At 69.6% G+C, this 24,200-nt stretch carries 21 protein-coding genes; 5 read left to right on the forward strand and 16 right to left on the reverse strand.

Annotated elements, in window-relative coordinates; genetic code table 11:
* The first annotated feature begins 33 nt into the window (after positions 1–33).
* Positions 34–981, forward strand: a complete 948-nt coding sequence (locus tag VJN29_RS18285; RefSeq protein ID WP_324145071.1) for a GNAT family N-acetyltransferase — start codon at positions 34–36, stop codon at positions 979–981.
* A gap of 165 nt (positions 982–1,146) precedes the next feature.
* On the opposite strand, the gene ilvD is transcribed toward VJN29_RS18285, so the two are convergent.
* The 5 genes from ilvD to VJN29_RS18310 all read right to left on the reverse strand — a co-directional run bounded on the left by ilvD (position 1,147) and on the right by VJN29_RS18310 (position 6,314).
* The gene (gene ilvD / locus VJN29_RS18290; protein WP_324145072.1) at positions 1,147–2,847 is read right to left on the reverse strand and encodes a dihydroxy-acid dehydratase; all 1,701 of its coding nucleotides are present in this window, start codon (positions 2,845–2,847) and stop codon (positions 1,147–1,149) included.
* Positions 2,848–2,973: 126 nt separating this feature from the next.
* Positions 2,974–3,498, reverse strand: coding sequence for a histidine phosphatase family protein (locus VJN29_RS18295; protein WP_324145073.1), 525 nt, complete (start codon positions 3,496–3,498; stop codon positions 2,974–2,976).
* Between the two features lie 74 nt (positions 3,499–3,572).
* Complete coding sequence (locus VJN29_RS18300; protein WP_324145074.1) at positions 3,573–3,869, reverse strand: MoaD/ThiS family protein; 297 nt, start codon at positions 3,867–3,869, stop codon at positions 3,573–3,575.
* 36 nt (positions 3,870–3,905) lie between these two features.
* A complete protein-coding gene (locus VJN29_RS18305; RefSeq protein WP_324145075.1) occupies positions 3,906–4,985 on the reverse strand; it encodes a sialidase family protein in 1,080 nt (359 codons plus the stop codon).
* Between the two features lie 372 nt (positions 4,986–5,357).
* Positions 5,358–6,314 (reverse strand): 2-hydroxyacid dehydrogenase, encoded by a 957-nt coding sequence (locus VJN29_RS18310; protein ID WP_324145076.1) that lies wholly within the window; start codon positions 6,312–6,314, stop codon positions 5,358–5,360.
* A 41-nt stretch (positions 6,315–6,355) separates the two neighbouring features.
* Between VJN29_RS18310 and VJN29_RS18315 the strand changes: the two genes are divergently transcribed.
* The 3 genes from VJN29_RS18315 (at position 6,356) to VJN29_RS18325 (ending at position 9,016) form a co-directional block, all read left to right on the forward strand.
* Positions 6,356–7,027 carry an MOSC domain-containing protein gene (locus tag VJN29_RS18315; RefSeq protein WP_324145077.1) on the forward strand — a complete coding sequence of 224 codons (672 nt, stop codon included), beginning with the start codon at positions 6,356–6,358 and terminating at the stop codon, positions 7,025–7,027.
* Positions 7,028–7,105: 78 nt separating this feature from the next.
* Complete coding sequence (locus VJN29_RS18320; protein ID WP_324145078.1) at positions 7,106–8,287, forward strand: PQQ-dependent sugar dehydrogenase; 1,182 nt, start codon at positions 7,106–7,108, stop codon at positions 8,285–8,287.
* Between the two features lie 78 nt (positions 8,288–8,365).
* Positions 8,366–9,016 (forward strand): DUF937 domain-containing protein, encoded by a 651-nt coding sequence (locus VJN29_RS18325; protein ID WP_324145079.1) that lies wholly within the window; start codon positions 8,366–8,368, stop codon positions 9,014–9,016.
* 25 nt (positions 9,017–9,041) lie between these two features.
* On the opposite strand, the gene VJN29_RS18330 is transcribed toward VJN29_RS18325, so the two are convergent.
* The 10 genes from VJN29_RS18330 to ligA all read right to left on the reverse strand — a co-directional run bounded on the left by VJN29_RS18330 (position 9,042) and on the right by ligA (position 21,633).
* The gene (locus tag VJN29_RS18330) at positions 9,042–10,520 is read right to left on the reverse strand and encodes a glyceraldehyde-3-phosphate dehydrogenase (protein WP_324145117.1); all 1,479 of its coding nucleotides are present in this window, start codon (positions 10,518–10,520) and stop codon (positions 9,042–9,044) included.
* Positions 10,521–10,663: 143 nt separating this feature from the next.
* Positions 10,664–12,241, reverse strand: a complete 1,578-nt coding sequence (gene gatB, locus VJN29_RS18335) for an Asp-tRNA(Asn)/Glu-tRNA(Gln) amidotransferase subunit GatB (RefSeq protein ID WP_324145080.1) — start codon at positions 12,239–12,241, stop codon at positions 10,664–10,666.
* 1 nt (position 12,242) lies between these two features.
* Positions 12,243–13,805 carry an Asp-tRNA(Asn)/Glu-tRNA(Gln) amidotransferase subunit GatA gene (gene gatA, locus VJN29_RS18340; protein WP_324145081.1) on the reverse strand — a complete coding sequence of 521 codons (1,563 nt, stop codon included), beginning with the start codon at positions 13,803–13,805 and terminating at the stop codon, positions 12,243–12,245.
* Between the two features lie 113 nt (positions 13,806–13,918).
* Positions 13,919–14,215, reverse strand: a complete 297-nt coding sequence (gene gatC, locus VJN29_RS18345; RefSeq protein ID WP_324145082.1) for an Asp-tRNA(Asn)/Glu-tRNA(Gln) amidotransferase subunit GatC — start codon at positions 14,213–14,215, stop codon at positions 13,919–13,921.
* Positions 14,216–14,365: 150 nt separating this feature from the next.
* Entirely contained in the window at positions 14,366–15,391 is a 1,026-nt protein-coding gene (locus VJN29_RS18350; RefSeq protein ID WP_324145083.1) for a branched-chain amino acid ABC transporter permease, read from the reverse strand.
* Positions 15,388–16,257 carry a branched-chain amino acid ABC transporter permease gene (locus VJN29_RS18355; protein WP_324145084.1) on the reverse strand — a complete coding sequence of 290 codons (870 nt, stop codon included), beginning with the start codon at positions 16,255–16,257 and terminating at the stop codon, positions 15,388–15,390. Before VJN29_RS18355 ends, VJN29_RS18350 begins: the two co-directional genes overlap by 4 nt.
* Before the next feature lie 96 nt (positions 16,258–16,353).
* Positions 16,354–17,607 carry an ABC transporter substrate-binding protein gene (locus VJN29_RS18360; protein WP_324145085.1) on the reverse strand — a complete coding sequence of 418 codons (1,254 nt, stop codon included), beginning with the start codon at positions 17,605–17,607 and terminating at the stop codon, positions 16,354–16,356.
* 83 nt (positions 17,608–17,690) lie between these two features.
* Positions 17,691–18,416 carry an ABC transporter ATP-binding protein gene (locus VJN29_RS18365; RefSeq protein WP_324145086.1) on the reverse strand — a complete coding sequence of 242 codons (726 nt, stop codon included), beginning with the start codon at positions 18,414–18,416 and terminating at the stop codon, positions 17,691–17,693.
* Positions 18,409–19,167 (reverse strand): ABC transporter ATP-binding protein, encoded by a 759-nt coding sequence (locus VJN29_RS18370; RefSeq protein WP_324145087.1) that lies wholly within the window; start codon positions 19,165–19,167, stop codon positions 18,409–18,411. Before VJN29_RS18370 ends, VJN29_RS18365 begins: the two co-directional genes overlap by 8 nt.
* 303 nt (positions 19,168–19,470) lie before the next feature.
* Positions 19,471–21,633, reverse strand: coding sequence for an NAD-dependent DNA ligase LigA (gene ligA, locus VJN29_RS18375; protein ID WP_414654424.1), 2,163 nt, complete (start codon positions 21,631–21,633; stop codon positions 19,471–19,473).
* 246 nt (positions 21,634–21,879) lie between these two features.
* Between ligA and VJN29_RS18380 the strand changes: the two genes are divergently transcribed.
* Positions 21,880–23,115 (forward strand): L,D-transpeptidase, encoded by a 1,236-nt coding sequence (locus tag VJN29_RS18380; protein WP_324145088.1) that lies wholly within the window; start codon positions 21,880–21,882, stop codon positions 23,113–23,115.
* Positions 23,116–23,200: 85 nt separating this feature from the next.
* Here the strand turns inward: VJN29_RS18380 and VJN29_RS18385 are convergent, their stop codons facing one another.
* Positions 23,201–24,199 carry a DMT family transporter gene (locus VJN29_RS18385; RefSeq protein ID WP_324145089.1) on the reverse strand — a complete coding sequence of 333 codons (999 nt, stop codon included), beginning with the start codon at positions 24,197–24,199 and terminating at the stop codon, positions 23,201–23,203.
* Position 24,200: the final 1 nt, after the last annotated feature.

The raw sequence follows: 24,200 nt of genomic DNA on the forward strand, positions 1-24,200 counted from the left end.
CCCCCAGCACCGCCATGACCGGGGAGGGAACCCATGAGCAACACTCAGCTCGACATCAATGACCTGGGGCTGACGGACTACACCGTGAGGCCGCTCACCATGGCCGAGGCCCGATCCGTCTTCGAGCTCATGGCCGCCGGGGAGCTGGAGACGATCGGCGAGGTCGCCATCGAGGAGGCCGACATCGTCAGCGACTGGCAGCGCCCGAGCTTCGACCTCGCCACCCAGAGCATCGGTGTCTTCGACACCCATGACGGGCGAGAGACCCTGGTGGGGTACGCGGAGGTCTACCGCGGCCGGTATGCCGACGCGGCCGTCGCGGCCGACCACCGGGGCCGGGGTATCGGAACCGCCCTTGCCCGCTGGACGCAGCGGCTGAGCAGGCGCGATGGCGCCGGACTCGTCGGGATGCCCGCGCCAGACGGCTCGCCGAACGAGCGGCTCCTGCGCGCCCTCGGGTACGAGGTCCTCTGGACCTCATGGGTGCTGGCGATGCCCGAGGGCAAGCAGATCGTGCCGCAGCCGATCCCCGAGGGCTACTCGATCCGGCCGGCCGAGGGCGAGGCGGACTACCGCAGGGCCCACGAGGTCGTCGAGGACGCCTTCCTCGAGTGGTCAGAACGAGAGCGCGAGACCTATGCCGACTTCGCGGCCCAGATCGTGCTGCGCCCGGGCTTCGAGCCTTGGCACCTGAGGCTCATGATCGACCCGTCCGGCGAGGTCGTCGGGTCGTCGATCCTCCAGCTCGCCGGTGAGTGCGGCTACGTCAGCCGGCTCGCCGTGCGCCGCGACCAGCGGCACCGAGGCCTCGCCCGTGCGCTGCTCGTCGACTCCTTCGAGGAGGCGCGGGTGCATGGAGCGCCGCGGTCCGAGCTGTCCACCGACTCCCGGACCGGCGCCCTGAGCCTCTACGAGAAGGTCGGGATGGAGGTGACCTCCACCTGGCGCCACTGGGCCATCGACACGTCCGGAGAGCGGTGACGACGAACCGCCGCGGGACAATGGACCATAACGGGTGCGCCTGGCCGTGTCCCGCTCCGCTCCCGTCACCGCAGCACACCGAGCAATCGCGAACACACCGGGATCGGATCCCGGTGTGTTTGCTTGTGCTCGGTGTGTTGCCGAGGACGTGGGCCTGAGGCGGGCTCAGTCGCAGACGGCGCCGCGGCTCGCGCTACCAACGAGTCTGCGGTACTTCGCGAGCACGCCTCGGGTGTACCTCGGCTCGGGGTGCACGACCCCTTCGGCGCGCCGACGCCCGAGCTCGGTCTCGTCGACGAGCAGGTCGAGCGTGCCGTTCGCGACGTCGAGCCGGATCCGGTCACCGTCCCGGACGAAGGCGATCGGCCCGTCGTCGACGGCCTCCGGGGCGACATGTCCGACGCACAGCCCGGTCGTCCCACCGGAGAACCGCCCGTCGGTCAGCAGAAGGACGTCCTTGCCGAGCCCCGCCCCCTTGATCGCACCGGTCACGGCGAGCATCTCGCGCATACCGGGCCCGCCCTTGGGACCCTCATAGCGGATGACGACGACGTCGCCCTTCTCGAGGATGCCCTGCTCGACCGCGTCCATCGCGCCCCGCTCGCCGTCGAAGACGCGCGCCATCCCCTCGAAGACGTCCTCGTCGAAACCCGCGGACTTCACCACGGCACCCTCCGGCGCGAGCGAGCCGGTGAGGATCGTCAGGCCCCCCGTCTTGTGAATCGGCCGCGACATCTCGCGGATGACGCGCCCGTCGATGTGCGGTGGCTTGATCTCGTCCAGGTTCTCGGCGATCGTCCTGCCGGTCACGGTCAGCGCGTCGCCGTGGAGCAGGTCGGCGTCGAGCAGCGTCTTCATCACGACGGGGATGCCGCCGATGTGGTCGATGTCCTTCATGACGAAGGCGCCGAACGGCTTGACGTCGGCCAGGTGCGGCACCTTCTTGCCGATGCGCTGGAAGTCGCCGATCGTCAGGTCGACCTCGGCCTCGTGTGCGATGGCGAGCAGGTGCAGTACCGCGTTGGTCGAGCCGCCGAAGGCCATGACGACGGCGATCGCGTTCTCGAACGCCTCCTTCGTCATGACCTGCCGCGCCGTGATGCCCTTGCGGAGCAGGCCCACGACGGCCTCCCCCGACTTGCGGGCATAGGCGTCCCGGCGCCGGTCCGTGGCCGGCGGCGCAGCGGAGCCAGGGAGCGACATCCCGATCGCCTCGGCGACGGCCGCCATGGTGTTGGCCGTGTAGAAGCCGCCGCACGCGCCCTCGCCGGGACAGATCGCCCGCTCGATCGCGTCGACGTCCTCGCGCGGCATGAGGCCCGCGGCGCAGGCACCGACCGCCTCGAACGCGTCGATGATCGTGACCTCCTTCTCCGTGCCGTCCGAGAGCTTGGCGATGCCGGGCAGGATCGTGCCGGCATAGAGGAAGACGGACGCGAGGTCGAGGCGTGCCGCCGCCATGAGCATGCCGGGAAGCGACTTGTCGCATCCGGCGAGGAGCACTGAGCCATCGAGACGCTCGGCGTTCATGACGGTCTCGACGGAGTCGGCGATGATCTCGCGCGAGACCAGCGAGAAGTGCATTCCCTCGTGGCCCATGGAGATGCCGTCGGAGACCGAGATCGTCCCGAACTCGAGCGGGTAGCCCCCGCCGGCGTGCACGCCGTCCTTGACGGCCTTCGCGAGCCGGTCGAGGGAAAGATTGCACGGCGTGATCTCGTTCCAGGAGCTGGCAACACCGATCTGCGGCTTGGCGAAGTCGTCGTCGGAGAGCCCCACCGCCCGGAGCATCCCTCGCGCCGCGGTCTTCTCCAGACCGTCGGTGACGTCGCGGCTGCGTGGCTTGATGTCCGGCGTTTGCGTCATGGACCGAAGCATAGGACCGTGTCCGCTGGGTGGACACGTCATCTCAGATGCCGTATGCCGCTGAGCTCGCTCCCGGCCGCGGGCACCGTCCCAGCCCTGCGGCCCTGCCGCCCTCTCGTCGCGGAGTCAGCCGCGGCTCAGGTGAAAGCGCTTGAGCTGGCAGCTGCCGACGTCGAGGTCGGCCCACTCACCCGCGTAACGGAGGACAGCGACTCCACTCGTGCCGAAGCCGTCCGCGAGCGCCTCATGGGCCTGCCGCGACCCATCTCCCTCGCTGAGCAGGCTGGTCAGCTGCGCGATCGTGGGGTTGTGTCCGATGACGAGGACCGATGCCGTCTCGCCGGCGTCCTCGCGGATCGTCTCGAGCGTGTCATCGATGCCACCGGTGTAGACGCTCTTGCGGTACTCGACGAACTCTGTGTGAGCGCCGCCCCTGCACGCCGCCTCCCAGGTCTGTCGGGTGCGCCGCGAGGTCGAGCAGATGACGAGGTCGGGCACGAGGCCCTGCTCCTTGAGCCACGCGCCGGCCGCATTCGCGTCCCGGCGGCCCCGTTCGGTGAGCTCGCGGTCATGGTCCACCTTGCCCGGGCTCTGCTCGGCCTTCGAGTGACGCATGAGGATGAGGGTCTTCTCTCGCGCTGCGCTGCTCATGTTTCGAGCATGCCCGCCTGTTCCGGCGTTGTCAGCCCCGGAAGGCAACCCGCTCGGTCCACATCAAGGCTGCGTCACCCTCCGGACACGGCGTTGATGATGTGGACCCGTGCGCCGGCCGGCACGACGGTGGCGAGCCCCTCGCCGCGCGTGGCGTCCTGCCCGTTGACGAAGACCTTGACGTGCGGGCGGATCCGGCCGCGCTCGTCGCGGACCTTGCCGTCGAGGACCCGGTACTCGGTGAACGCACGGTCGAGCAGCTGGCCGACGGTCTGGCCGCCGTCGGCTGAAGCAACCTCGATCTCGGCGACCCCGCCGACGAGGTCACGCAGGAGGCCGGGCAGGATGACCCGCACGGGAGTGGTCGACACCGGAATCACCTGGTCCACTGGCCGCGTCACTCGACATCACTCCACACTGGCGGCTCGCACGACGAGCACGTCGGGCAGCTGGGTCACGATGCGGCTGAACGTCTCACCCTCGTCGGCGGAGGCGAAGACGTCCCCGTTACGGGTGCCGAAGTAGAGGCCCACCGGATCGCCGCCATCGAGACCGGCAGCGTCGCGCAGCACACAGGTGTAGCTGTGGTCCGGGAGTCCCACCGTCTGGGTGCGCCAGCTGCCGCCCGAGTCGTCCGACCGCTGCACCTGCAGCTGGGCCGCCGGCGGGATCCGCTCACCGTCGTCCTGGACCGGCACGTTCCAGATCACTCCGGGACGGCGTGGATGGGCCAGGATCGTGAAGCCGAAGTCGGTCGGCAGTCCGTCCGCGATCGACTCCCAGGTGGCGCCGCCGTCGCCGGACCGGTAGACGCCCTTGTGGTTCTGGGCGAAGAGCTCGCCGTCCGCTCCACGCGCGACCTTGTGCACGCACTGGCCGTACTCGGGGTACTCGTTGTCGGGCAGGAAGTACGCGCGGATCCCCGGGTTGCTCGGCGCCCACGTCTCCCCAGCATCCTGCGAGCGGTACACCCCGCCCGCGCTCATCGCGACGAGCATCCGCTCGGGCCGTCCGGGCTCGGGGACGATCGTGTGGACGGCGCCACCGCCGAAGCCCGGTTCCCACGTGGGCCGGTGCGGGTGGTCCCACAGGCCGCGCACGAGCTCGAACCGCTCCCCCCGGTCCGCGCTCCGGAAGAGGGCGTGCGGCTCGACACCGGCCCACACGACGTCGTCGTCGTTGGGATCAGGGGTGAGCTGCCAGACCCGCTCGAGAGCGGTGTCCGTGTCGCTCGGGAAAGCGAGCGCACGATCAGCGCTCTCGCTCCACGTGCGGCCCGCGTCCTCGCTCACCTGCACCGTCGGGCCCCAGTGCCACGACTTCACCCCGGCCAGCACCGATCGACGCCCGGCGCGGGTGTCGAACGCGACCGAGGCCACCTCGCTCATGAGGAAGTGCGGACCCTCGACGGACCACTCCTGCCGGTCGGCGCTTCGGGCGATCCAGAGGCCCTTCCGCGTCCCGACTGCCACGATCGTCTCAGCCATGTTCACAGTGTCCACTATGGCTCGGACAGCCCACAAGGCATTACCCGTTGCGGTATGCCGCTGGCCCGGCTCCCGTCCCCGCCCGTCTTCGTCGAGTGTGCACTTCGCGCCGGGGTTCCCCATCCGGGCGCCGACGCGGACTGCACACTCGACGAGAAGCCGGGCTGCACACTCGACGAGAAGGAGGACTGCACTCGACGAGAAGGAGGGAGGCGCACGCGCGACGCCGGTCCGCTTCCAGTCGAGTGTGCACCTCGCGCACGGGTTCCCCATCCGGGCGCCGGCGCGGACTGCACACTCGACGAGAAGGAGGACTGCACACTCGGCGAGAAGATAGGGAGGCGCAGACGCGAAGCCGGTTGGCGTCTCTGGTCAGCGGCTGACGGAGGTGGCTGGCTTGACGACGTTGTCGAGTGGCCGGCCGTCTCGCAGCGCCTCGACCTGGCGGCGCAGGAGGGCGAGCGCTCGCGGTGCCATCGCCGAGGTCGCTCCTCCGACATGTGGGGTGATGATGACCCCCGGAGCCCTCCACAGTGGGTGGTCGGCCGGAAGGGGCTCGGGGTGGGTGACGTCGAGCGCCGCGCGGAGCCGGCCGGAGGAGCACTCTGCAACCAGGGCATCGGTGTCGACGATCGGACCGCGCGCCACGTTGACGACGAGGGCGTCGTTCGGCAGCCGGGCCAGCAGGTCGGCGTCGACGAGCCCGCGCGTCGAGTCGGTGAGCGGGACGACGAGGATGAGGACGTCGGCGGTGCGCGCGAGGGCGGGGAGCTCGTCGATGCCGTGCACGGCGTCGACCAGGTCGTCACCGCCCCTCGCCCGGGAGGCGACGACCGTGACCTCCACCTCGAACGGCAGCAGCCGCCTGACGATCGCATGGCCGATCCGGCCGTAGCCCACGACGAGGACCCGCTTGTCCGCGAGGGCGCGCCACATCCGGGGTGGGGCCCAGGACGAGCTCGACTGCGCGAGCAGGTGCGTGGCGAGGTCGCGCTCGGAGGCCAGGGTGAGGGTGAGGGCAAGCTCCGCCGTGCTCGCGTCGTGGATCCCCGCGCCGTTGCACAGCGCCACGCCTGGAGGTATGCGGTCGAGGACGGTCTCGTAGCCGGCCGAGAGCAGCTGGACCACCTCGAGCGCGGGCAGATCGCGGAAGCGCTCCACTCGGGGCGGAGGTCCCATGTACGGAGGCACGACGAGTCGGAACTCAGCCTCGCGCCCATGTGCGTGGGAAAGGTCCCATACGACCGGCTCCACGCCCACGACGTCAGCCAGCCCGGCGGCATACGCCTCCTCTGGGACGCCCACGACGACGGGGCCAACGGTGCTCATGGGCCCCAACCTACGACCTGGCGTGACGGTAGGCTCACCCGGTGAGCCGGCCACACGTCATGTCCATCAACCTCGGAAAGGGTGTCGTCCGCCCCTACGCAAGTGGCCCGACGACGGGCATCGCCAAGGAACAGCTGCCGGAGGACACGCTCGTCGAGGTGCGGGATCCCGGCCCCAAGCGGGGCGGCCTCGGCAGCGGCCTCGTCGGGGACGAGATCGGGGACCGCAGGCATCACGGTGGATCCCTGCAGGCGGTGTATGCCTACGCCCGCGAGGACCAGCAGTGGTGGGAGGGGGAGCTCGGCCGGCCGATCGCGCCCGGCGCGTTCGGCGAGAACCTCACCACCGTCGGCGTCGACACGACCCACGCGCGCATCGGGGAGGTCTGGCGGCTCGGCGACGTCGTCCTCAGTGTCGAGGTACCCCGGATCCCCTGCGCCACCTTCGCGGGGCACATGGCGGTTCCCCAGTGGGTCAAGCGGTTCAGCGCCGAGGGCCGCACCGGCGCATACCTGTCCGTCGTCCAGCCGGGCCTGGTCCGGTCCGGCGTGGCGATCGAGGTCGAGCGGCCGGACCACGAGATCGACCTCCTGCTCAGCTTCAGGGCGGCGATGGGCGACCGGGAGGCAGCGCGACAGGTCCTCGATGCCGGGGTGCTGCACCCCGACGAGCACGCCTGGCTGGCCGACAAGGTGGCCCGCCGCGCGCGGTGATGGAGCCACCGATCCGTCGCGCCGACAGAGGTGGTGGCGCAAACCGGTTCACGGCGATCGCATGGGACAGAATGAGGTATGCCGCCCACCCCCCGCATGCGCACTCGTCGGCTGGTCATCTGGGTCACGGCGCCACTGCTGGGACTCGCAGCGTGCACGGCCGACCTTCCTGACTCCGACTCGGAGACGTCTCCGGCCCGGATCTCCACCACGTCCGCTGCGGTTGGCGGCACGACGACCAGCCCTGAGCCAGCCCCGACCGACACGGCGACGACGACGCCATCCCCCGTCCAGACCGGCCCCGCGACGACCCTGCTCGACGGCCTGGAGGTGGCCTGGTCGGTTGCCCTGCTGCCGGACGGGTCGGCCCTCGTGAGCGAGCGCAACACCGGAGACGTCTACCAGGTCCCGGCGCCGGGGGCCGGAGGCGAGCCCCGCGTCGTCGGTCAGCTTCCGATCGAGCGGACGAGCGGCGAGGGTGGCCTGCTCGGCCTCGCGGTCCCGAAGGACTTCGGGGTCAACCCGGTGTTCTACGCCTACTACTCGACCGACAGCGACAACCGGATCGCCGCGGTGCCGTGGCGAGGTGACCGCATCGGCGAGCCGGAGGTTGTCTTCGAGGGAATTCCACGCGGCCACAACCACAACGGTGGCCGGATCGCGTTTGGGCCTGATGGCTACCTCTACGTCGGCACCGGCGAGGCCGGGGACACGTCACTGTCGCAGAACCGCCAGTCCCTCGGCGGCAAGATCCTGCGCATCACACCGGAGGGAGACCCGGCCCCCGGCAACCCTTTCGGCGGCTCGCCGATCTGGAGCTACGGGCACCGGAACGTCCAGGGCCTCGCCTGGGACGACGCGGGCCGGATGTGGGCGAGCGAGTTCGGCGCCCAGACGTGGGACGAGCTCAACCTCATCGAGCCCGGCAGCAACTACGGCTGGCCCGAGGTCGAGGGCAAGGCGGGCGACGACGACTTCGTCGATCCGGTGGCCCAGTGGCCCACAGCCGACCTGTCGCCGAGCGGCATCGCCATCGGCCCTGACGGGGCGGTCTACATGGCGGCTCTGCGCGGACAGTCCGTCTGGCGCGTGCCGATTCAGGCCAACGGGACGGTCGGGGAGCCGCAGCGCAAGCTGCACGGTACCTATGGCCGCATCCGCGACGTCCTGTTCGTGGGCGGTCGACTCTGGCTGACGACGAGCAACGTCTCGGACGACAAGCTCATCTCGGTGCCCCTCTCCGACGTTGGAGCGGGTTGAGCTCCACCCGGCCGACGAGGCTGCCGGTGGCACAGTCGAAAGCACGGCGCAAGGCCGTGACACACCAAGGAGGTACGCATGGCACAGTACGACGAGATCCTGGACTACGTGCCGGTCGGGCAGCTCGCGGGCCAGTACGGCGTCTCGGAGGCCGAGGTTCGGGAGGCGGCCAGGCAGGCCCTGCCCGCCCTGCTCGGGGGGCTGCAGGCCAACGCCGGGGACCCTGCCGGTGCCGGCTCGATCATGAACGCCCTGGCCGATCACCAAGGAGGCGTGCCGCGCGACCTCGCCGAGGTCGATGTCGACGACGGCCAGAAGATCGTGGGCAACATCTTCGGGGACAACACCGACCAGGTGGTGAACCAGCTGGGCGGCCTGGGTGGCGGCACGACGGGCACCCTGGTCAAGAAGCTGCTGCCGGTCCTCGCCCCGCTCGTGTTGTCCTGGCTCGCAAAGAGAATGAGCCAGCAGGGCGGCATGCGCGGAATGCCCGGCGGTGACGCGTCATCCGGTCCGGGGCCCAGTCGGGTGGACTCGGGCCCGCTCTTCCCGGGAGGACAGGGCGCGCAGAGCGCACCGACGCAGCAACCGGCCGGGGCAGGCGCACCTGCGCAGCAGGACGCGTCGAACCCGATCCAGGACGTCCTCGGCGGAATCCTCGGCGGCTCCGGCGGCGGGGACCTGCTCGGCGGCCTGCTCGGCGGTCTGCTCGGCGGCGGTCGCCGCTAGACGGTCGGGGGTTGCTCCCTGACGGTCACACGCGCGGGAAGGCCGGCGGGTGGACCCGCGCCATGCTCTCCAGCACCCGGACGACCTGGCAGCTGTAGCCGAACTCGTTGTCGTACCAGACGTAGAGCACGACACGGTCGTCCGCCGTGATCGTTGCACGGCCATCGACGATCCCCGCGTACTGGGAGCCGACGAAGTCCGTCGACACGACCTCCGGGCTGTCGATGTAGTCGAGCTGCTTGTGCAACGGCGAGTGCAGCGAGGTGCGACGCAGGAAGGTGTTGATCTCCCCCGGCGACGTCGGCCGCTTGAGCGTGAGGTTGAGGATCGCCATCGAGACGTCAGGGGTGGGCACACGGATCGAGTTGCCCGTCAGCTTGCCCTCCAGCTCGGGGAGGGCCTTGGCCACGGCCTTCGCCGCGCCGGTCTCGGTCAGCACCATGTTGAGCGCGGCGGAGCGGCCACGACGCTCGCCCTTGTGGAAGTTGTCGATGAGGTTCTGGTCGTTCGTGAACGAGTGCACCGTCTCGACGTGGCCGCCGACGATGCCGTACTCGTCGCTGACCGCCTTGAGGACCGGCACGATCGCGTTCGTGGTGCACGAGGCCGCCGAGAGAATGGTCTCGTCGCCGGCTGCACCGGAGCCGATCAGGTGCTCGTTGATCCCCGCGACGATGTTGGGCAGGTCGCCCTTGCCCGGCGCGGTGAGCAGCACCCGCGAGACTCCTTGGCACTGGAGGTGCTGCGACAGGCCGGCACGGTCGCGCCACCGGCCGGTGTTGTCGACGACGATCGCATCCTTGATGCCGTGGGCGCTGTAGTCCACGGTGGCGGGGTCGTCCGAGTAGATGACCTGGATGCGGGTGCCGTTGGCGAGGATGGTGTTGGCGTCCTCGTCGACGGTGATCGTCCCCTGGAACGACCCGTGCACCGAGTCGCGGCGCAGCAGGCTGGCCCGCTTCATCAGGTCGTTGTCGCTCCCCTTGCGCACGACGATCGCCCGCAGGTTGAGGCCGTCGCCCCTGCCTGTGTGGGCAATGAGGATCCGTGCGAGCAGGCGCCCGATCCGGCCGAAGCCGTAGAGCACGACATCCGTCCCACGCCGGCCGTCACCATCCTCGCGTCCGGTCGCTCCCTTGCGGCCGGCCACCTCGCCGAGCTCCGCGCGCACCCACTCCGTCAGGTCGGCGTCGCCACCGTCCTGCTTGTACTTCCTGGTCAGCCGGGCCAGGTCCACCGAGGCGGCGCCGGGATCGACTGCCGCGAGGGCCTGCAGAACGGGCAGGGTGTCATGCAGGTCGAGCTCCACGTCGTCGATCCGCCGGGCGAAGCGGTGTGCCTTGATCAGGTGGATGGCGGACTCGTTGATGAGCCGACGTCCGTAGATCGACGTCACGACGTTGTTCTGGCGGTAGAGCCGCCCGATGATCGGGATCATCGCCTCTGCGAGGGCCTGGCGCTCGGACCACTCCTCGTGGTGCTCGTCGGCGGAGGCGACCGGCAGGGAGGGCTCGGTCGACCGGTCGGGCAGCGGCTCAGTCAAGGAGTGCGTCGTCGTCACGAGCCCCGAGCCTAGGCGGGCTGCCGGGCACGACCCGCCGGCGCTGTGCTGCCGTCGTGACCAATCTCACTCTTGACAGGGTGACCTCACGTCAGTCGGGCCAGGATGAGCTCGCGCGCCTTGCCCGCGTCGGCCTGCCCCTTCAGCTCCTTCATCACCTGGCCGATCAGGGCCCCCGCCGCCTGCACCTTGCCGTCGCGGATCTTCGCGACGATGTCCGGGTTCGCAGCGATGACCTGGTCCACGGCCGCCTCGAGCGCATCGTCGTCCTGGACCAGCTCGAGTCCGCGAGCGTCGGCGACCTGCGTCGGGGTGCCCTCACCGGCGAGGACGCCGTCGAGCACCTGGCGCGCCATCGAGTCGTTGAGGCGCCCGCTCGTCACGAGACGGTCCAGCTCGGCGACGTGCGCTGGAGTGAAGCCCAGCCCAGCGGCATACGTCGCGATGTCCTGGCCCACCGCGTTGGCGCGCCGCGACGGCTCACCCAGCCACCACTTCCTGGCGGCGGCAGCGCTGGCCCCCGCAGCGACCGTCTCCTCGATCAGCCCGACCGCGCCGGCGTTGACGACATCGCGCATCTCGAGGTCGCTGTAACCCCACTCGGCCTGGAGGCGCTTGCGCCGCTGGCCCGGCGGCTCCGGCAGCGTCTCGCCCAGAGCTCCCACCGTCTCGCGGCTCGGGGCCACGGGCACGAGGTCCGGCTCCGGGAAGTAGCGGTAGTCGTCAGCGTCTGACTTGACCCGGCCGGAGGTCGTGATGCCGGTGTCCTCATGCCAGTGGCGGGTCTCCTGCAGGATGGAGCCGCCCGATGCGAGGATCGCCGCCTGACGCGAGATCTCATAGCGCACCGCGCGCTCGACCGAGCGGAGCGAGTTGACGTTCTTCGTCTCGGTGCGCGTCCCGAGCGGGACTGCGAGCTGCGCCTCGCCGCGTGGGTCGGCACCCGACCGCGGGCGCAACGACACGTTGGCGTCGCAGCGCATCGACCCCTGCTCCATCTTGACGTCGCTGACGTCGAGGGCGCGCATCAGGTCCCGCAGGGCCGAGACGTAGGCGCGCGCCACCTCCGGCGCCCGCTCCCCCGCACCGACGATCGGCTTGGTGACGATCTCGATGAGCGGAATCCCGGCGCGGTTGTAGTCGACGAGCGAGTAGTCGGCGCCGTGGATGCGCCCGGTCGCGCCGCCGACGTGGAGCGACTTGCCCGTGTCCTCCTCCATGTGGGCGCGCTCGATCTCGACCCGGAACACCTCGGTGCCACCGGCTCCGTCTGTGCCACTGTCGACCTCGACGTCGAGCCATCCGTTGAAGGCGATCGGCTCGTCGTACTGCGACGTCTGGAAGTTCTTCGGCATGTCCGGGTAGAAGTAGTTCTTCCGGGCGAAGCGGCACCACTCGGCGATCTCGCAGTTCAGTGCCAAGCCGATCCGCATCGCCGACTCGACGGCCTTCTCGTTGACGACGGGCAGGGCGCCGGGCAGGCCGAGGCACACCGGGCACACCTGCGAGTTCGGCTCTGCGCCGAAGGCCGTCGGGCACCCGCAGAACATCTTCGTGGCGGTGTGCAGCTCGACGTGGACCTCGAGCCCCATGACGGGGTCGAACCTCGCGATCGCCTCGTCGTAGTCGAGAACGACGTCGACCGCAGCGGAGGTCACGGACATCTCAGGCTCCCTTCACGGCCGCACGGGCACCGGCGACGACGCTGCCGGCGAGCTCGGGTGCCTTGGACAGGATCGGGGCGCCCCACCGCTCGAGCAGGGCCTGCTCGAGCGCGGCGCCGACGGTGTAGAGGCGCTCGTCCTTCGTGGCCGGCGCGAGGACCTGGATCCCGGTCGGCAGGCCGTCCTCCTCCGCGAGACCGGACGGAATCGACATCCCGGGCACCCCAGCGAGGTTCGCGGGGATCGTCGCGATGTCGTTGAGGTACATGGCCATTGGGTCGTCGAGCTTGTCACCGAGGCGAAACGCCGTCGTCGGCGCCGTGGGGCTGACGAGGACGTCGACCTGTTCGTAGGCGCGCTCGAAGTCCTGTGCGATGAGCGTGCGCACCTTCTGCGCCGAGCCGTAGTAGGCGTCGTAGTAACCCGAGCTCAGGGCGTACGTGCCGAGGATGATCCGGCGCTTGACCTCGTCGCCGAAGCCGGCGTCGCGCGTCACCGCCATGACCTGCTCGGCAGTGGGGGCGTCGACCCCCTCGGGCAGGACCCGCAGGCCGTAGCGCATCGCGTCGAACTTGGCCAGGTTGCTCGAGGCCTCACTCGGCAGGATGAGGTAGTAGGCGGCCAACGCGTAGTCGAAGTTGGGACAGCTCACCTCAACGACCTCGGCACCCTGCTCGACGAGCAGCGCCACCGACTCCTCGAAGCGGGCGCGCACCCCCGGCTGGTAGCCCTCGCCACCGAGCTCCTTCACGACTCCGATCCGCATCCCCTTGACGTCGGCGCGGCGGGCCGCCTCGACGACCGGCGGCACCGGGGCGTCGATCGAGGTGGAGTCCAGCGGGTCGTGCCCACCCATGACGACGTGGAGCAGGGCCGCGTCCAGCACGGTCCGCGCGCAGGGGCCCGCCTGGTCGAGGCTGCTGGCGAGCGCGACGAGGCCGTAGCGTGAAACGCCCCCGTAGGTCGGCTTCGTCCCCACCGTCCCGGTGACGGCGGCCGGCTGGCGGATCGAACCGCCGGTGTCGGTGCCGGTGGCGAGCGGCGCCTGGAACGAGGCCACGACGGCGCTCGATCCGCCTCCTGAGCCGCCGGGAATGCGCTCGAGGTCCCACGGGTTGCGGGACGGACCGTAGGCGGAGTGCTCGGTGGAGGACCCCATCGCGAACTCGTCCATGTTGGTCTTGCCAAGGATCGGCATGCCCGCGTCCTTGAGGTGGCGCACCACGGTCGCGTCGTACGGCGGGATCCAGCCGTCGAGGATCCGGCTGCCGCAGGTCGTCGGCAGGCCCTTGGTCGCCATGACGTCCTTGACCGCGATCGGCACGCCGGCGAGCGTGGGCAGGCTCTCCCCCGCCGCGCGCCGCTCGTCGATCGCGCGAGCCGTCGCGAGCGCCCCCTCGGCATTGACGTGGAGGAAGGCGTGCACCTGCTCGTCGACGGCCACGATCCGGTCGAGATGCGCCTGGGTCACCTCGACGGAAGAGATCGTCTTGCTCGCCAGCGCTTCGGCGAGCTCCGCAGCGGAGGCGCGAGTCAGGTCAGTTGTCACGTCAGTTGCCTTCATCCATCAGGGAGTTCACGAAATGATGCCGTATGCCGCTGGGCCAGCTGGGCGTCATACGTGCGGTTGGTCGGTGGCTGGCCCAGCCAAGCCCTCGGGGTCGCCGTGCGGACGCGTCAGGCCTCGTCGAGGATGCGCGGGACCGCGAAGCGCCCGAGCTCCTGCTCCGGCGCCCCCGACAGCGCCTCCTCGGGGGTGAGCCCGGGCCGGACCACGTCGGGTCGGGTCACGTTGATGAGCGGCATGGGGTGCGACATCGGAGGGGCGTCCTCGATGGGGGCCTGCTGAACCTTGGCGACCGACTCGAGGATCACCGACAGCTCGCCGACCATCCGGTCCAGCTCGGCGTCCGAGAGGTCGATCCGAGCCAGCCCCGCGAGGTGGGCGACGTCGGCACGGGAGAGTGTGGACATGGGGGCCAGTCTATGGGCCGGTCGGCGCGCTCCCGAACGCCCTCCGGCCCGCCGACGGAGGGAGTGGCAACGACGGTGAGCACCCGACGGGGACGTCGGGCGCTCACTGTCGTTGGTCCCGCATGGACGCCTTGGACGTCGCGTCGAGGTTCAGGGGCGAGGGCGGCTGCGGCGCGCGATGACCTGCTCGCGGATGAGGTTGCGGGCCGTCCCCCAGATGCCGTGGCGGAAGAGGAGGACGATGAGCACGAAGATGGCACCGGTGATCATCGCGATGCCGGTGACTCCGGCGGACGCGAGGTAGTCCTCGAGATAGACGACGACGCCCGCGCCGACCAGGCCACCCCAGAGCGTCCCGATCCCACCGAGGACGGTGATGAGCACGACCTTTCCGGACGTCGTCCAGGCGACCTCCTGCAGCGAGGCGAACCCGTGGCTGATCGAGAAGACACCCCCGGCCAGGCCCGCCAGGCCGGCGGAGATGACGAAGACGACGATCTTGTACTTCTCGACGTTGTACCCGAGCGCCCGGGCGCGGGCGGGATTGTCGCGGATCGCGGTGAGGACCCGGCCGAACGGGGAGTTGACGACGCGCCAGGCGATGAAGATGCCGATGACGATGACGGCGGCGCCGGCGTAGTAGAAGTAGAACGAGTCGGACTCGACGGACTCGATCCCGAAGAAGTTCTTCGGGATGCCCTGGAGGCCGTTCTCTCCGCCCGTCACATCACGCCACTGGTTGACGATGAAGTACAGCATCTGCGCGAAGGCCAAGGTCACCATCGCGAAGTAGATGCCGGTCCGCCGCACCGACAGGTAGCCGATCGGCACGGCGATGGCCATGGCGAAGACGGCGCCTCCGAGGACGGCGAGCGGGAAGGGCCAGCCGGTGTTGATCGCGATGATGCCGGTGGCATAGGCCGATCCACCCCAGAACGCGGCGTGGCCGAAGCTGAGCAGGCCGGTGAAGCCGAGCAGCAGGTCGACGCTGATGGCGAACAGTCCCCAGCAGAGGATGTCCATCGCCACGGGCGGGTAGATCTGGTACGGCAGCAGCACGAGAACCGCGAGGCCCACGAGGAGCATGACGTAGCGCCAAGGGCTGCGGCGCGACAGGATCGACGGCTTGGCGAGGTCGATGTCGGACCGGGCGGTGAGCTGTTGGTCGGCGGTCATGCGATCTCCTCCCGTCCGAACAGGCCAGCGGGCCGAACGAGGATGACGAGCGCCATCAGGATGAAGATGACGATCTGGGCGTAGGCGGGGGCGTAGGCGACTCCGTAGGCCTCGACGAGTCCGACGAGGAACCCGGCGACGACCGCCCCGAGGATCGACCCGAGGCCGCCGATGACGACCACGGCGAACAGGATGATGATGAAGTTGCTGCCCATCTCGGCGGTGATGGCCCGCGTGGGAGCCGCGAGGACGCCGGCCAGGCCGGCGAGGGCGATGCCGAAACCGAAGACCGGGGTGACCCAGCGCCCGACGTTGATGCCCAGGGCCCGGGTGCGCTCGGGCGCCTCGGTCGCGGCCCGCACGATCATCCCGATGCGGGTTCGCGTCAGGAGCAGGCCGACGCCCACGCAGACCGCGACCGAGAAGAGGCACGCGAAGATGGCGTAGGTGGGCAGGCTCAGGCTGCCGACACTCACCTGCCCGCCGAGACCCGGGGGCACCTGGTAGGGCAGCCCCGAGACGCCGTAGCGCTGCTTGACCGCCTCGACCATCACGAGGGCCAGGCCGAAGGTGAGCAGGAAGTTGTAGAGCGGGTCGAGATCTAGCAGCCAGCGGACCAGCGCGCGCTCCATGAGCACCCCGAAGGCGAACATGAGGATCGGCACGATGACGATCGCGAGCCAGAAGTTGACGTTGAGCTCGGCGAGCAGCACGGCCGAGAGCACGGCCCCGAGCATGTAGCAGGCGCCGTGGGAGAAGTTCACGACGCCGAGGACGCCGAAGATCACCGCGAGGCCGAGGGCGGACAGGGCGTAGAACCCGCCGGCTGCGAGGCCCTGCAGCGTGTACTGGATGAATGCGCTCATGAGGTTCCTGGACCTTCTGCTCTGGGCCCCGCCCTGGGACGGGGTGCCGGATGCCTCATGGCACCCGGCACCACCGTCACGCGCGGCGGGGTCAGGTCACATCTTGCAGGCGTCCGACACCGGCCCGAAGGCTTCGGCCGCCGGGATGGTCGTCAGGATCTCCTGGTAGTCCCAGTCCTCCTTGACCTGGTCCTTGGTCTTCACCTTCGCCAGGTAGGCGTCGTGCAGGACCCGGTGGTCGGCGGCGCGGATCTCGCCGTTGCGCAGGAAGACGTCGTTGACCTTCTTGCCCTCGAGCTTGGCAACGACCGCGTCCGCGTCGTCCGTGCCGGCCTCCTGGATCGCCTCGAGGTACTGGTAGGCCGCCGAGTAGTTGCCGGCGTGGGCGAAGGACGGACGGGTGTTCGTCTTCTCCGTGAACTTGTCGGCCCAGGCGCGGTTCTCGTCGTCGAAGTTCCAGTACCAGGCATCGGTGAACTGCGTTCCGGAGAACTGCTCGACACCGAGCGAGTGGATGTCGGTGATGAACATCAGGCCCACTGCGAGGGTGGCCTTGTCCTGCATCCCGGCCTGGTTGTACTGCTTGACGAAGTTGATCAGGTCGCCGCCAGCGGCCATGATCCCGACGACGTCGGGGTTGGTCGAGGCCGCCTTGGTGATGAACGTCGCGAAGTTGTCGTTCGGGAACGGCGTCGGGATCGACTGCTGGACCTCGCCACCCGCGTCCTCGATGGCGGTGGTGAACGACTTGTTCATGTCCTGACCGAAGGCGTAGTCGGGGTAGACGATCGACCAGGTCTTGCCGCCGTTCTGGACGGTGGCGGTGCCCGTGCCGTGGGCGAGCATGTAGGTGTCGTAGGCCCAGTGGAAGGTGTACTTGTTGCACGACTCACCGGTCAGGGCGGTCGTCGCGGCACCGATGTTGATGTGCAGCTTCTTCTTCGCCTTGGCCTGGCCCGCGACGGCCAGCGCGGCCGAGGACGTCGGGACGTCGAGGATGATGTCGGCGTTCTGCCGGTCGTACATCTCCTGCGCCTTGGTGTTGGCGATGTCCGGCTTGTTCTGGTGGTCGGTCTGGATGACCTCGATGTTCTTGGCGACCGCGTCGTCTCCGTACTTGGCCTGGTAGTCGGCGATGGCCATCTCGATCGCGACCTTGGAGTTCGGCCCGGACAGGTCCTTGTAGACGCCTGACTGGTCGTTCAGCAGGCCGATGACGACCTTGTCGTTGGTCAGCTTGGCGTCTCCGCCGGACTGCGGCCCGCCGGCTCCGCCGCCGCAGGCGGCCAACGCCAGCGATGCGGAGGCCGCGATGGCCACGGTGCCCGTGACCTTGTTCCTGCCACTCATGTCCCCTCCTGGGATGTCATGCCTTCTGGATGGTGCAGCTGCCTGTGCCGGGGTCCCGGCATCGGCCGAGGGATGGAGGTGTACTACATCCCGAGATAGGTGAGCAGCTCGCTCTCGCGGGCTTGGACGTCCTCGTTGTCGAGGTGCTCGACGACCCTCCCCTGTGCGAGGAGGTAGTGCCGGTCGGCCACGGTGGCGGCGAACTTGACGTTCTGCTCGACGAGCAGCACGGACACGCCCTGGGCCTTGATCTCGCGGATGATCTCCCCGATGCTCTGGACGATGACCGGAGCGAGACCCTCGCTCGGCTCGTCCAGCAGGAGCAGGCGCGCGCCCATCCGCAGGACTCGTGCCATGGCGAGCATCTGCTGCTCGCCCCCCGACAGCTTGGTGCCGGGGAAGTCCCTGCGCTCGTGGAGCGCGGGGAAGAACTCGTAGATCCGCTCGAGACTCCAGCCGTCGTCGTGGACGACGGGCGGCAGCACGAGGTTCTCGGCGACGGACAGCGAGGCATAGATGCCGCGGTCGTCGGGAACCCAGCCGATGCCCAGCCGTGCCCGACTGTCCGCGGACCGCTTGTGCAGCTCGATGCCGTCGAACGTGGTCGATCCCTGGACCTGCTTGTGCAGCCCCATGATGCAGCGGAGCAGGGTCGTCTTGCCTGCGCCGTTGCGACCGACGAGGGTGACGACCTCGCCCTGGCGGATCTCGATGCTGACATCCGTGAGCACCCGCGCCTCGCCGTACCAGGCAGAGACTCCGGCGACCTCGAGTGACGTGCGGGTCGAAGTCATGGGCGTCTCAGTCATGGGCTGCTCCGAGGTAGGCGGTGATGACCCGCTCGTCGTTGCGCACCTGGTCGTAGCTGCCCTCGGCGAGCACCTGCCCGGACTGGAGCACGGTCACCGTGCTGGCGAGCGATCCGACGACGTGCATGTTGTGGTCGACGAAGACGACGGTGCGTCCCACGGCGAGCTGTTTGACGAGCCCGATCGTGCGGTCGACGTCCTCGATGCCCATCCCGGCCGTCGGCTCGTCGAGCAGCAGCAGCTTGGGATCGAGGGCCATCGCGATCGCGAGCTCGAGGGCCCGCTTCTGGCCGTACGCCAGCGAGCCGGCCGGCAGGCCCGCACGGTCGGCGAGACCGACCCGGTCGAGCAGCTCCATGGAGCGGTCCCGGAAGATGGACATGCGCTTGATGGAGCGCCAGAACTGCATGCCCATGCCGGTCGGGCTGGCCAGGGCCAGCTCGAGGTGCTCGCGCAGCGTCATCTGGTCGAACAGACTCGTGATCTGGAAGGAGCGGGCGATGCCGAGGGGGGCGATCTGCTCCGGCTCCTTGCCGGTGATGTCCTTGCCGTCGAACACGATCGACCCTGACGACGGGGACAGGAAGCCGGTCAGGAGGTTGAACAGCGTGGTCTTGCCTGCTCCGTTGGGGCCGACGAGCGCGTGGATGGTGCCCTCGGTGACGGAGAGGTTGACGTCGGAGACCGCCTTGAACCCGCGGAACTCCTTGGTCAGAGAGCGGGTCTCGAGCAGCGGCGGGTCCTTGGACACCTGCACCTCCTCGTGCGGTAGCTGGTCTGCCTCGTGCGGTTCGTGGTCTGGTTTGTACCTGATCTGTCCGGACTGGCGCGTCCCGACTCCGGCAACTCTAGGAGTCGGCCAGACGCGGGGCACGGGCCCTCCCCACACACCTGACATCTGGGTATGGCCCGAGGCCACATCTCCCGGATTCAGCGGCCCCAACCAGGTCAGCGAGGGCTACGGAGCGGCAACGAAGCGGTAACGATCAGGCCGCATCCCGTCCGGAACCCCACAAACCGGTGCGTTGACCGGGCGCCCGCACCCTCGATGCCGTCAGTCCGGGGAGCCCGTTCGCAGCAGCCGCACGAACTGGGCCTCGTCCAGGATCGGCAGGCCGAGCTCCTCGGCCCTCGCGGCCTTGGAGCCGGCGTTGGCCCCCACGACGACCCAGTCGGTCTGCTTCGACACCGAGCTGGCGGCCTTGCCGCCGCGGCTGATGATCGCTTCCTTCGTCTCGTCGCGGGAGAAGCCCTCGAGCGAGCCGGTCACGACGACCGTCCTGCCCTCCAGGGTGCGCTCCACCGACTCGTCGACCTCGTCCCTCATGCGCATCCCTGCAGCCGCCCACTTGCGCACGATGTCGGCATGCCAGTCCACCCGGAACCACGCGGTGACCGACTCGGCGATGATCCCGCCGACGCCCTCCGCCTCGGCCAGCTCCTCCGTCGTCGCCGACCGGATCGCGTCCATCGAGCCGAAGGTCGCCGCCAGCGCGCGGGCTGCGGTCGGGCCGACGTGACGGATCGACAGCGCGACGAGCACCCGCCACAGCGGTTGTGACTTGGCCTTCTCGAGCTCGGTCAGCAGCTTCTCGCCGTTGGCGGAGAGCACCCGGCCGGCCATGACGTGCTCGGGCGGGTCGGTCCTCCTCGCCGCCCGGGTGTAGAGCGTGACGGTCGACAGCCGCTCCCGCGTCACGCCGTAGCGGCCCGCCTCCGGGCTGTCCGGCGGCGGCGCGAAGAGGTCGCCCTCGTCGGTGATGATGCCCGAGCCCAGGAGGGCGATCGACCCCTCCCAGCCAAGCGCCTCTATGTCGAGCGCCGACCGGGAGGCGAGCGCAAAGATCCGCTCCCGCAGCTGGCTGGGACAGGATCGGGCGTTGGGGCACCGGATGTCCTTGTCCCCTTCCTTCTCCGGCGCGAGCGGCGTCCCGCACGCCGGACACTCCGTCGGCATGACGAAGGCGCGCTCGCTCCCGTCGCGCAGTTCGACGACCGGCCCGACGATCTCCGGGATGACGTCACCCGCCTTGCGCAGGACGACCGTGTCCCCGATGAGCACGCCCTTGCGCTCGACCTCGAACTGGTTGTGCAGGGTCGCCTGCTCGACCGTCGACCCGGCCACGACGACGGGCTCCATGACGCCGTACGGCGTGACCCGCCCGGTGCGCCCGACGTTGACGCGGATGTCGAGCAGCTTGGTGTTGACCTCCTCAGGCGGGTACTTGAAGGCGATGGCCCAGCGTGGTGCCCGTGACGTCGTGCCCAGCTGGCGCTGGAGCGCCACCTCGTCGACCTTGACCACGATGCCGTCGATCTCGTGCAGGCCGTCGTGGCGGTGCTCCCCGTAGTAGGTCACGAACTCCTCGACCTGGGAGATCTCGTCGAGCACCTTGACCTTGTCGGACGTCGGCAGGCCCCAGGCGCGCATCACCTCGTAGCCCTGGCTCTGCCGCTCCAGGTCGAAGCCCCGCCTGGCCCCGATCCCGTGGACGAGCAGCTGGAGTGGCCGGCTCGCCGTGACCTTGGGGTCCTTCTGCCGCAGCGACCCGGCCGCCGCGTTGCGCGGGTTGGCGAACGGCGCCCTCCCCGCCGCCACGAGCGAGGCATTGAGGTCGGCGAACCCAGCGGTCGGGAAGAAGACCTCGCCGCGGATCTCGACGAGCGCTGGCACGTCGCCACCGCTCAACCGCTCGGGCACCCCCTTGATGGTGCGAACGTTGTGGGTGACGTCCTCCCCCGTGCGGCCGTCACCCCGGGTCAGCGCCCTGACCAGCCGACCCTGCTCGTAGAGCAGGTTCACGGCCAGGCCGTCGATCTTCTGCTCGGTCAGGAAGTGGGAGCTCGTGCCCACCTCACGCTCGACCCGCTCCGCCCACGCACGCAGCTCCTCGAAGGAGAACGCGTTGTCGAGGCTCAGCATGCGCTCGACGTGGTCGACGGTCTCGAAGCCGGTCGCGAACGCCGAGCCGCCGACGTTCTGCGTGGGGCTCTCGGGCGTGCGCAGCGAGGGCCACTGCTCCTCGAGCTCGTTGAGGCGGCGGATGAGCGCGTCGTACTCACCGTCACTGATCGTCGGGGCGTCCTTGACGTGGTAGGCGAACTGTGCGGCGCTCGCCTGCTCGGCGAGGTCGGCCCACTCCTGGTTGACCTCGACGGGGATCGGGTCCTCGACCACGGCCGGACCCGAGGTGGCCGGGATGTCGCTCCCGTTGATCTCGCTCCCAGTGATCTCGCTCACCTGCCCATCCTGCCAGCCACCCCTGACGGCCAGGCCGCAGCGACACCGGGCCCAGCGGCATACGGCGGCTTCTGTGGCGACAACGGCGCGGTCACGATCCGGACGCCGCGGCGTGGATGGTTTTGGTGATGGGTGCCTTCATCGGGGACACTGCTCCGGAGGGGTTGGCCTGGGATCCTGCATGATCGGGGTCGAGGCACCAGTAGGTCCGAGGGGAAGCACGTGAAGGTCACCATTCCATCCGCTCGCCAGACGTTCGTCGCGGCGATCGCCGTCATCGGCCTGCTCGGCGTCACGGCCTGCTCGGCCGAGGCGCCCGTCACGGCGGCCGACCAGGGGGCCCGGACGAGCGGGGCCACGCCGACGGCCACTCCGACCCCGACGCCCACGACCCCACCGGTCAACTGGGTCACCACGCCGGAGGAGGGCGCCAAGGGGGTCTCGGTCGACACCCGCGTGTCGGCACGCACCGAGGACGGCACCCTGACCGAGGCCGCCCTGTCCTTTGTCAGCAAGAAGGGCAACGAGGTCGCCGTCGAGGGCTGGCTCGAGTCCGGCACGTGGACCTCGAGCGACCTGCTCGAGCCCGGGGTCAGGTACACGTTCAGCCTCACCGCCACGGATCAGTCCGGCGAGCAGCAGAGCACGAAGCGCTCGTTCACGACGGCGGACCTGACCCTCGACGACCAGATCTGGACCAAGGTCTATCCCGACGGCGGCACGGTCGGCATCGGCATGCCGGTCATGGCCACGTTCGACCTGCCGGTCGTCGACAAGGCGACCTTCGAGGAGCACATGAAGGTCACCTCGGAGCCCACGCAGGAGGGCTCGTGGTACTGGCTCTCCGACCGCGAGGCCCACTGGCGACCGCAGGACTACTGGAAGCCGGGCACGAAGGTGCACGTCGAGGCCAACCTGAACGGCGTCCCGGCCGGAGGCGGTCGCTGGGGCGAGCAGAGCGTCGTCACCGACTTCACGGTCGGCCGCGCGGTCATCGCCAAGGTGAACCTCGAGACGCACATGATGGATGTGCAGATCAACGGCAAGAAGGCGAAGTCGATCCCGGTCTCCGGCGGACGGCCCGGCTGGGAGACCCGCTCCGGAGTCAAGGTCATCATGGAGAAGTTCACCGACTTCACCATGAAGGCCGAGTCGATCGGCCTCAAGGAAGGCGACAAGGACTACTACGAGGACGTCAAGGTCAAGCGGGCGCTGCGGATCACCCACTCGGGCGAGTTCCTCCACTCGGCGCCCTGGTCCGTCGCCCAGCAGGGTCACGAGAACGTCAGCCACGGGTGCGTCGGCATGAGCAACGCGAACTCCATCTGGCTGTACGACAACATGCGCGTGGGTGACGTCGTCGAGACGGTCGGCTCGAAGAAGCCGATGACCCTCGGCAACGGCTACGCCGACTGGAACCTCAGCTGGTCCGCCTGGCAGAAGGGCTCGGCCCTCTAGTACCGCCGGCGGCGGCTGACCTGCATCAGGCCGTATGCCGCTGGGCTCGCTCTCGTCGCACGTCCGCGTGTGCGGCCGGTGCCGGTCAACCGGTGCTGCGTGCACGCTGCGGACGCGTGACCACCACTGCGGCACCCAGCACCAGGGCCGCCCCGGCGAGCTGCCACGGGCCGAGCCGCTCCCTGAGGAAGACGTAGCCGAGCCCGACGGACACGATCGGGATGAGGTAGGTGACGAGGGAGCCGACCTGCTGGCCAACCGCGCGGAAGACGTCGAACTGGAACAGGTAGGCCAGCCCGGTGCCGAGAATCCCGAGCGCGAGGATCGACAGGATCGGTCCGCTGCCGCCACCCGTCGCGTCGACGGCCGGGGACCACGGCGCCGGGAACCGCTCGCGGTGGAGCGCCCACCAGACGACGAGCACGATCGTCATCTGGCCGGCGGCGACGGTGAGCAGCGCGGCCGGGAGCTGGAGGCCGCCGAGGTCGGCGTCCGACAGGTACTTGCGCACCCACGTCCACCCGATGCCGTAGGAGGCTCCCGCGATGAGCGTCAGGCCGAAGCCGACGAGGTCCGGCTGACCGGTGCTCTCCCAGGGCTGGGCGATGACGGCCACGCCGACGAAGCCGACGAGGATCGCAAGGATCCGACGCCCCGGCAGGCGCTCTGACGGGACCATCGCCATCGTCGCGAGGACGGTCGCGATCGGGGTGATGGCATTGCCGATCCCGGCGAGTGCCGAGCTGACCCGCTCCTCCCCGAGCGGGAAGAGGACGAACGGCAGCGACGCGAGGAAGACGGCGACGACGAGCAGGTGGCGCCACACGTGCCACGAACGCGGCAGGCGACCACCGGCGAGATGGAGCAGGAGCACGACGGTGACGGCGCCGAGGACGATGCGGGCGGTCGCGATCTGGACGGGCGAGAACCACCGGAGCCCGATCTTCATGAACAGGAAGCTGGCGCCCCAGATGACCGCGAGCGACCCGAACTTCACCTGCCACGGGACCCGCTGCCGACGGGTCGAGATCACGGCGTCCTCCGCTCGCGCGCTGTCCTGGACCGTCGTCGTCTCCCGAGTCACT

This window comes from Intrasporangium sp. (genome assembly GCF_035280925.1).
Lineage (GTDB): Bacteria > Actinomycetota > Actinomycetes > Actinomycetales > Dermatophilaceae > Intrasporangium.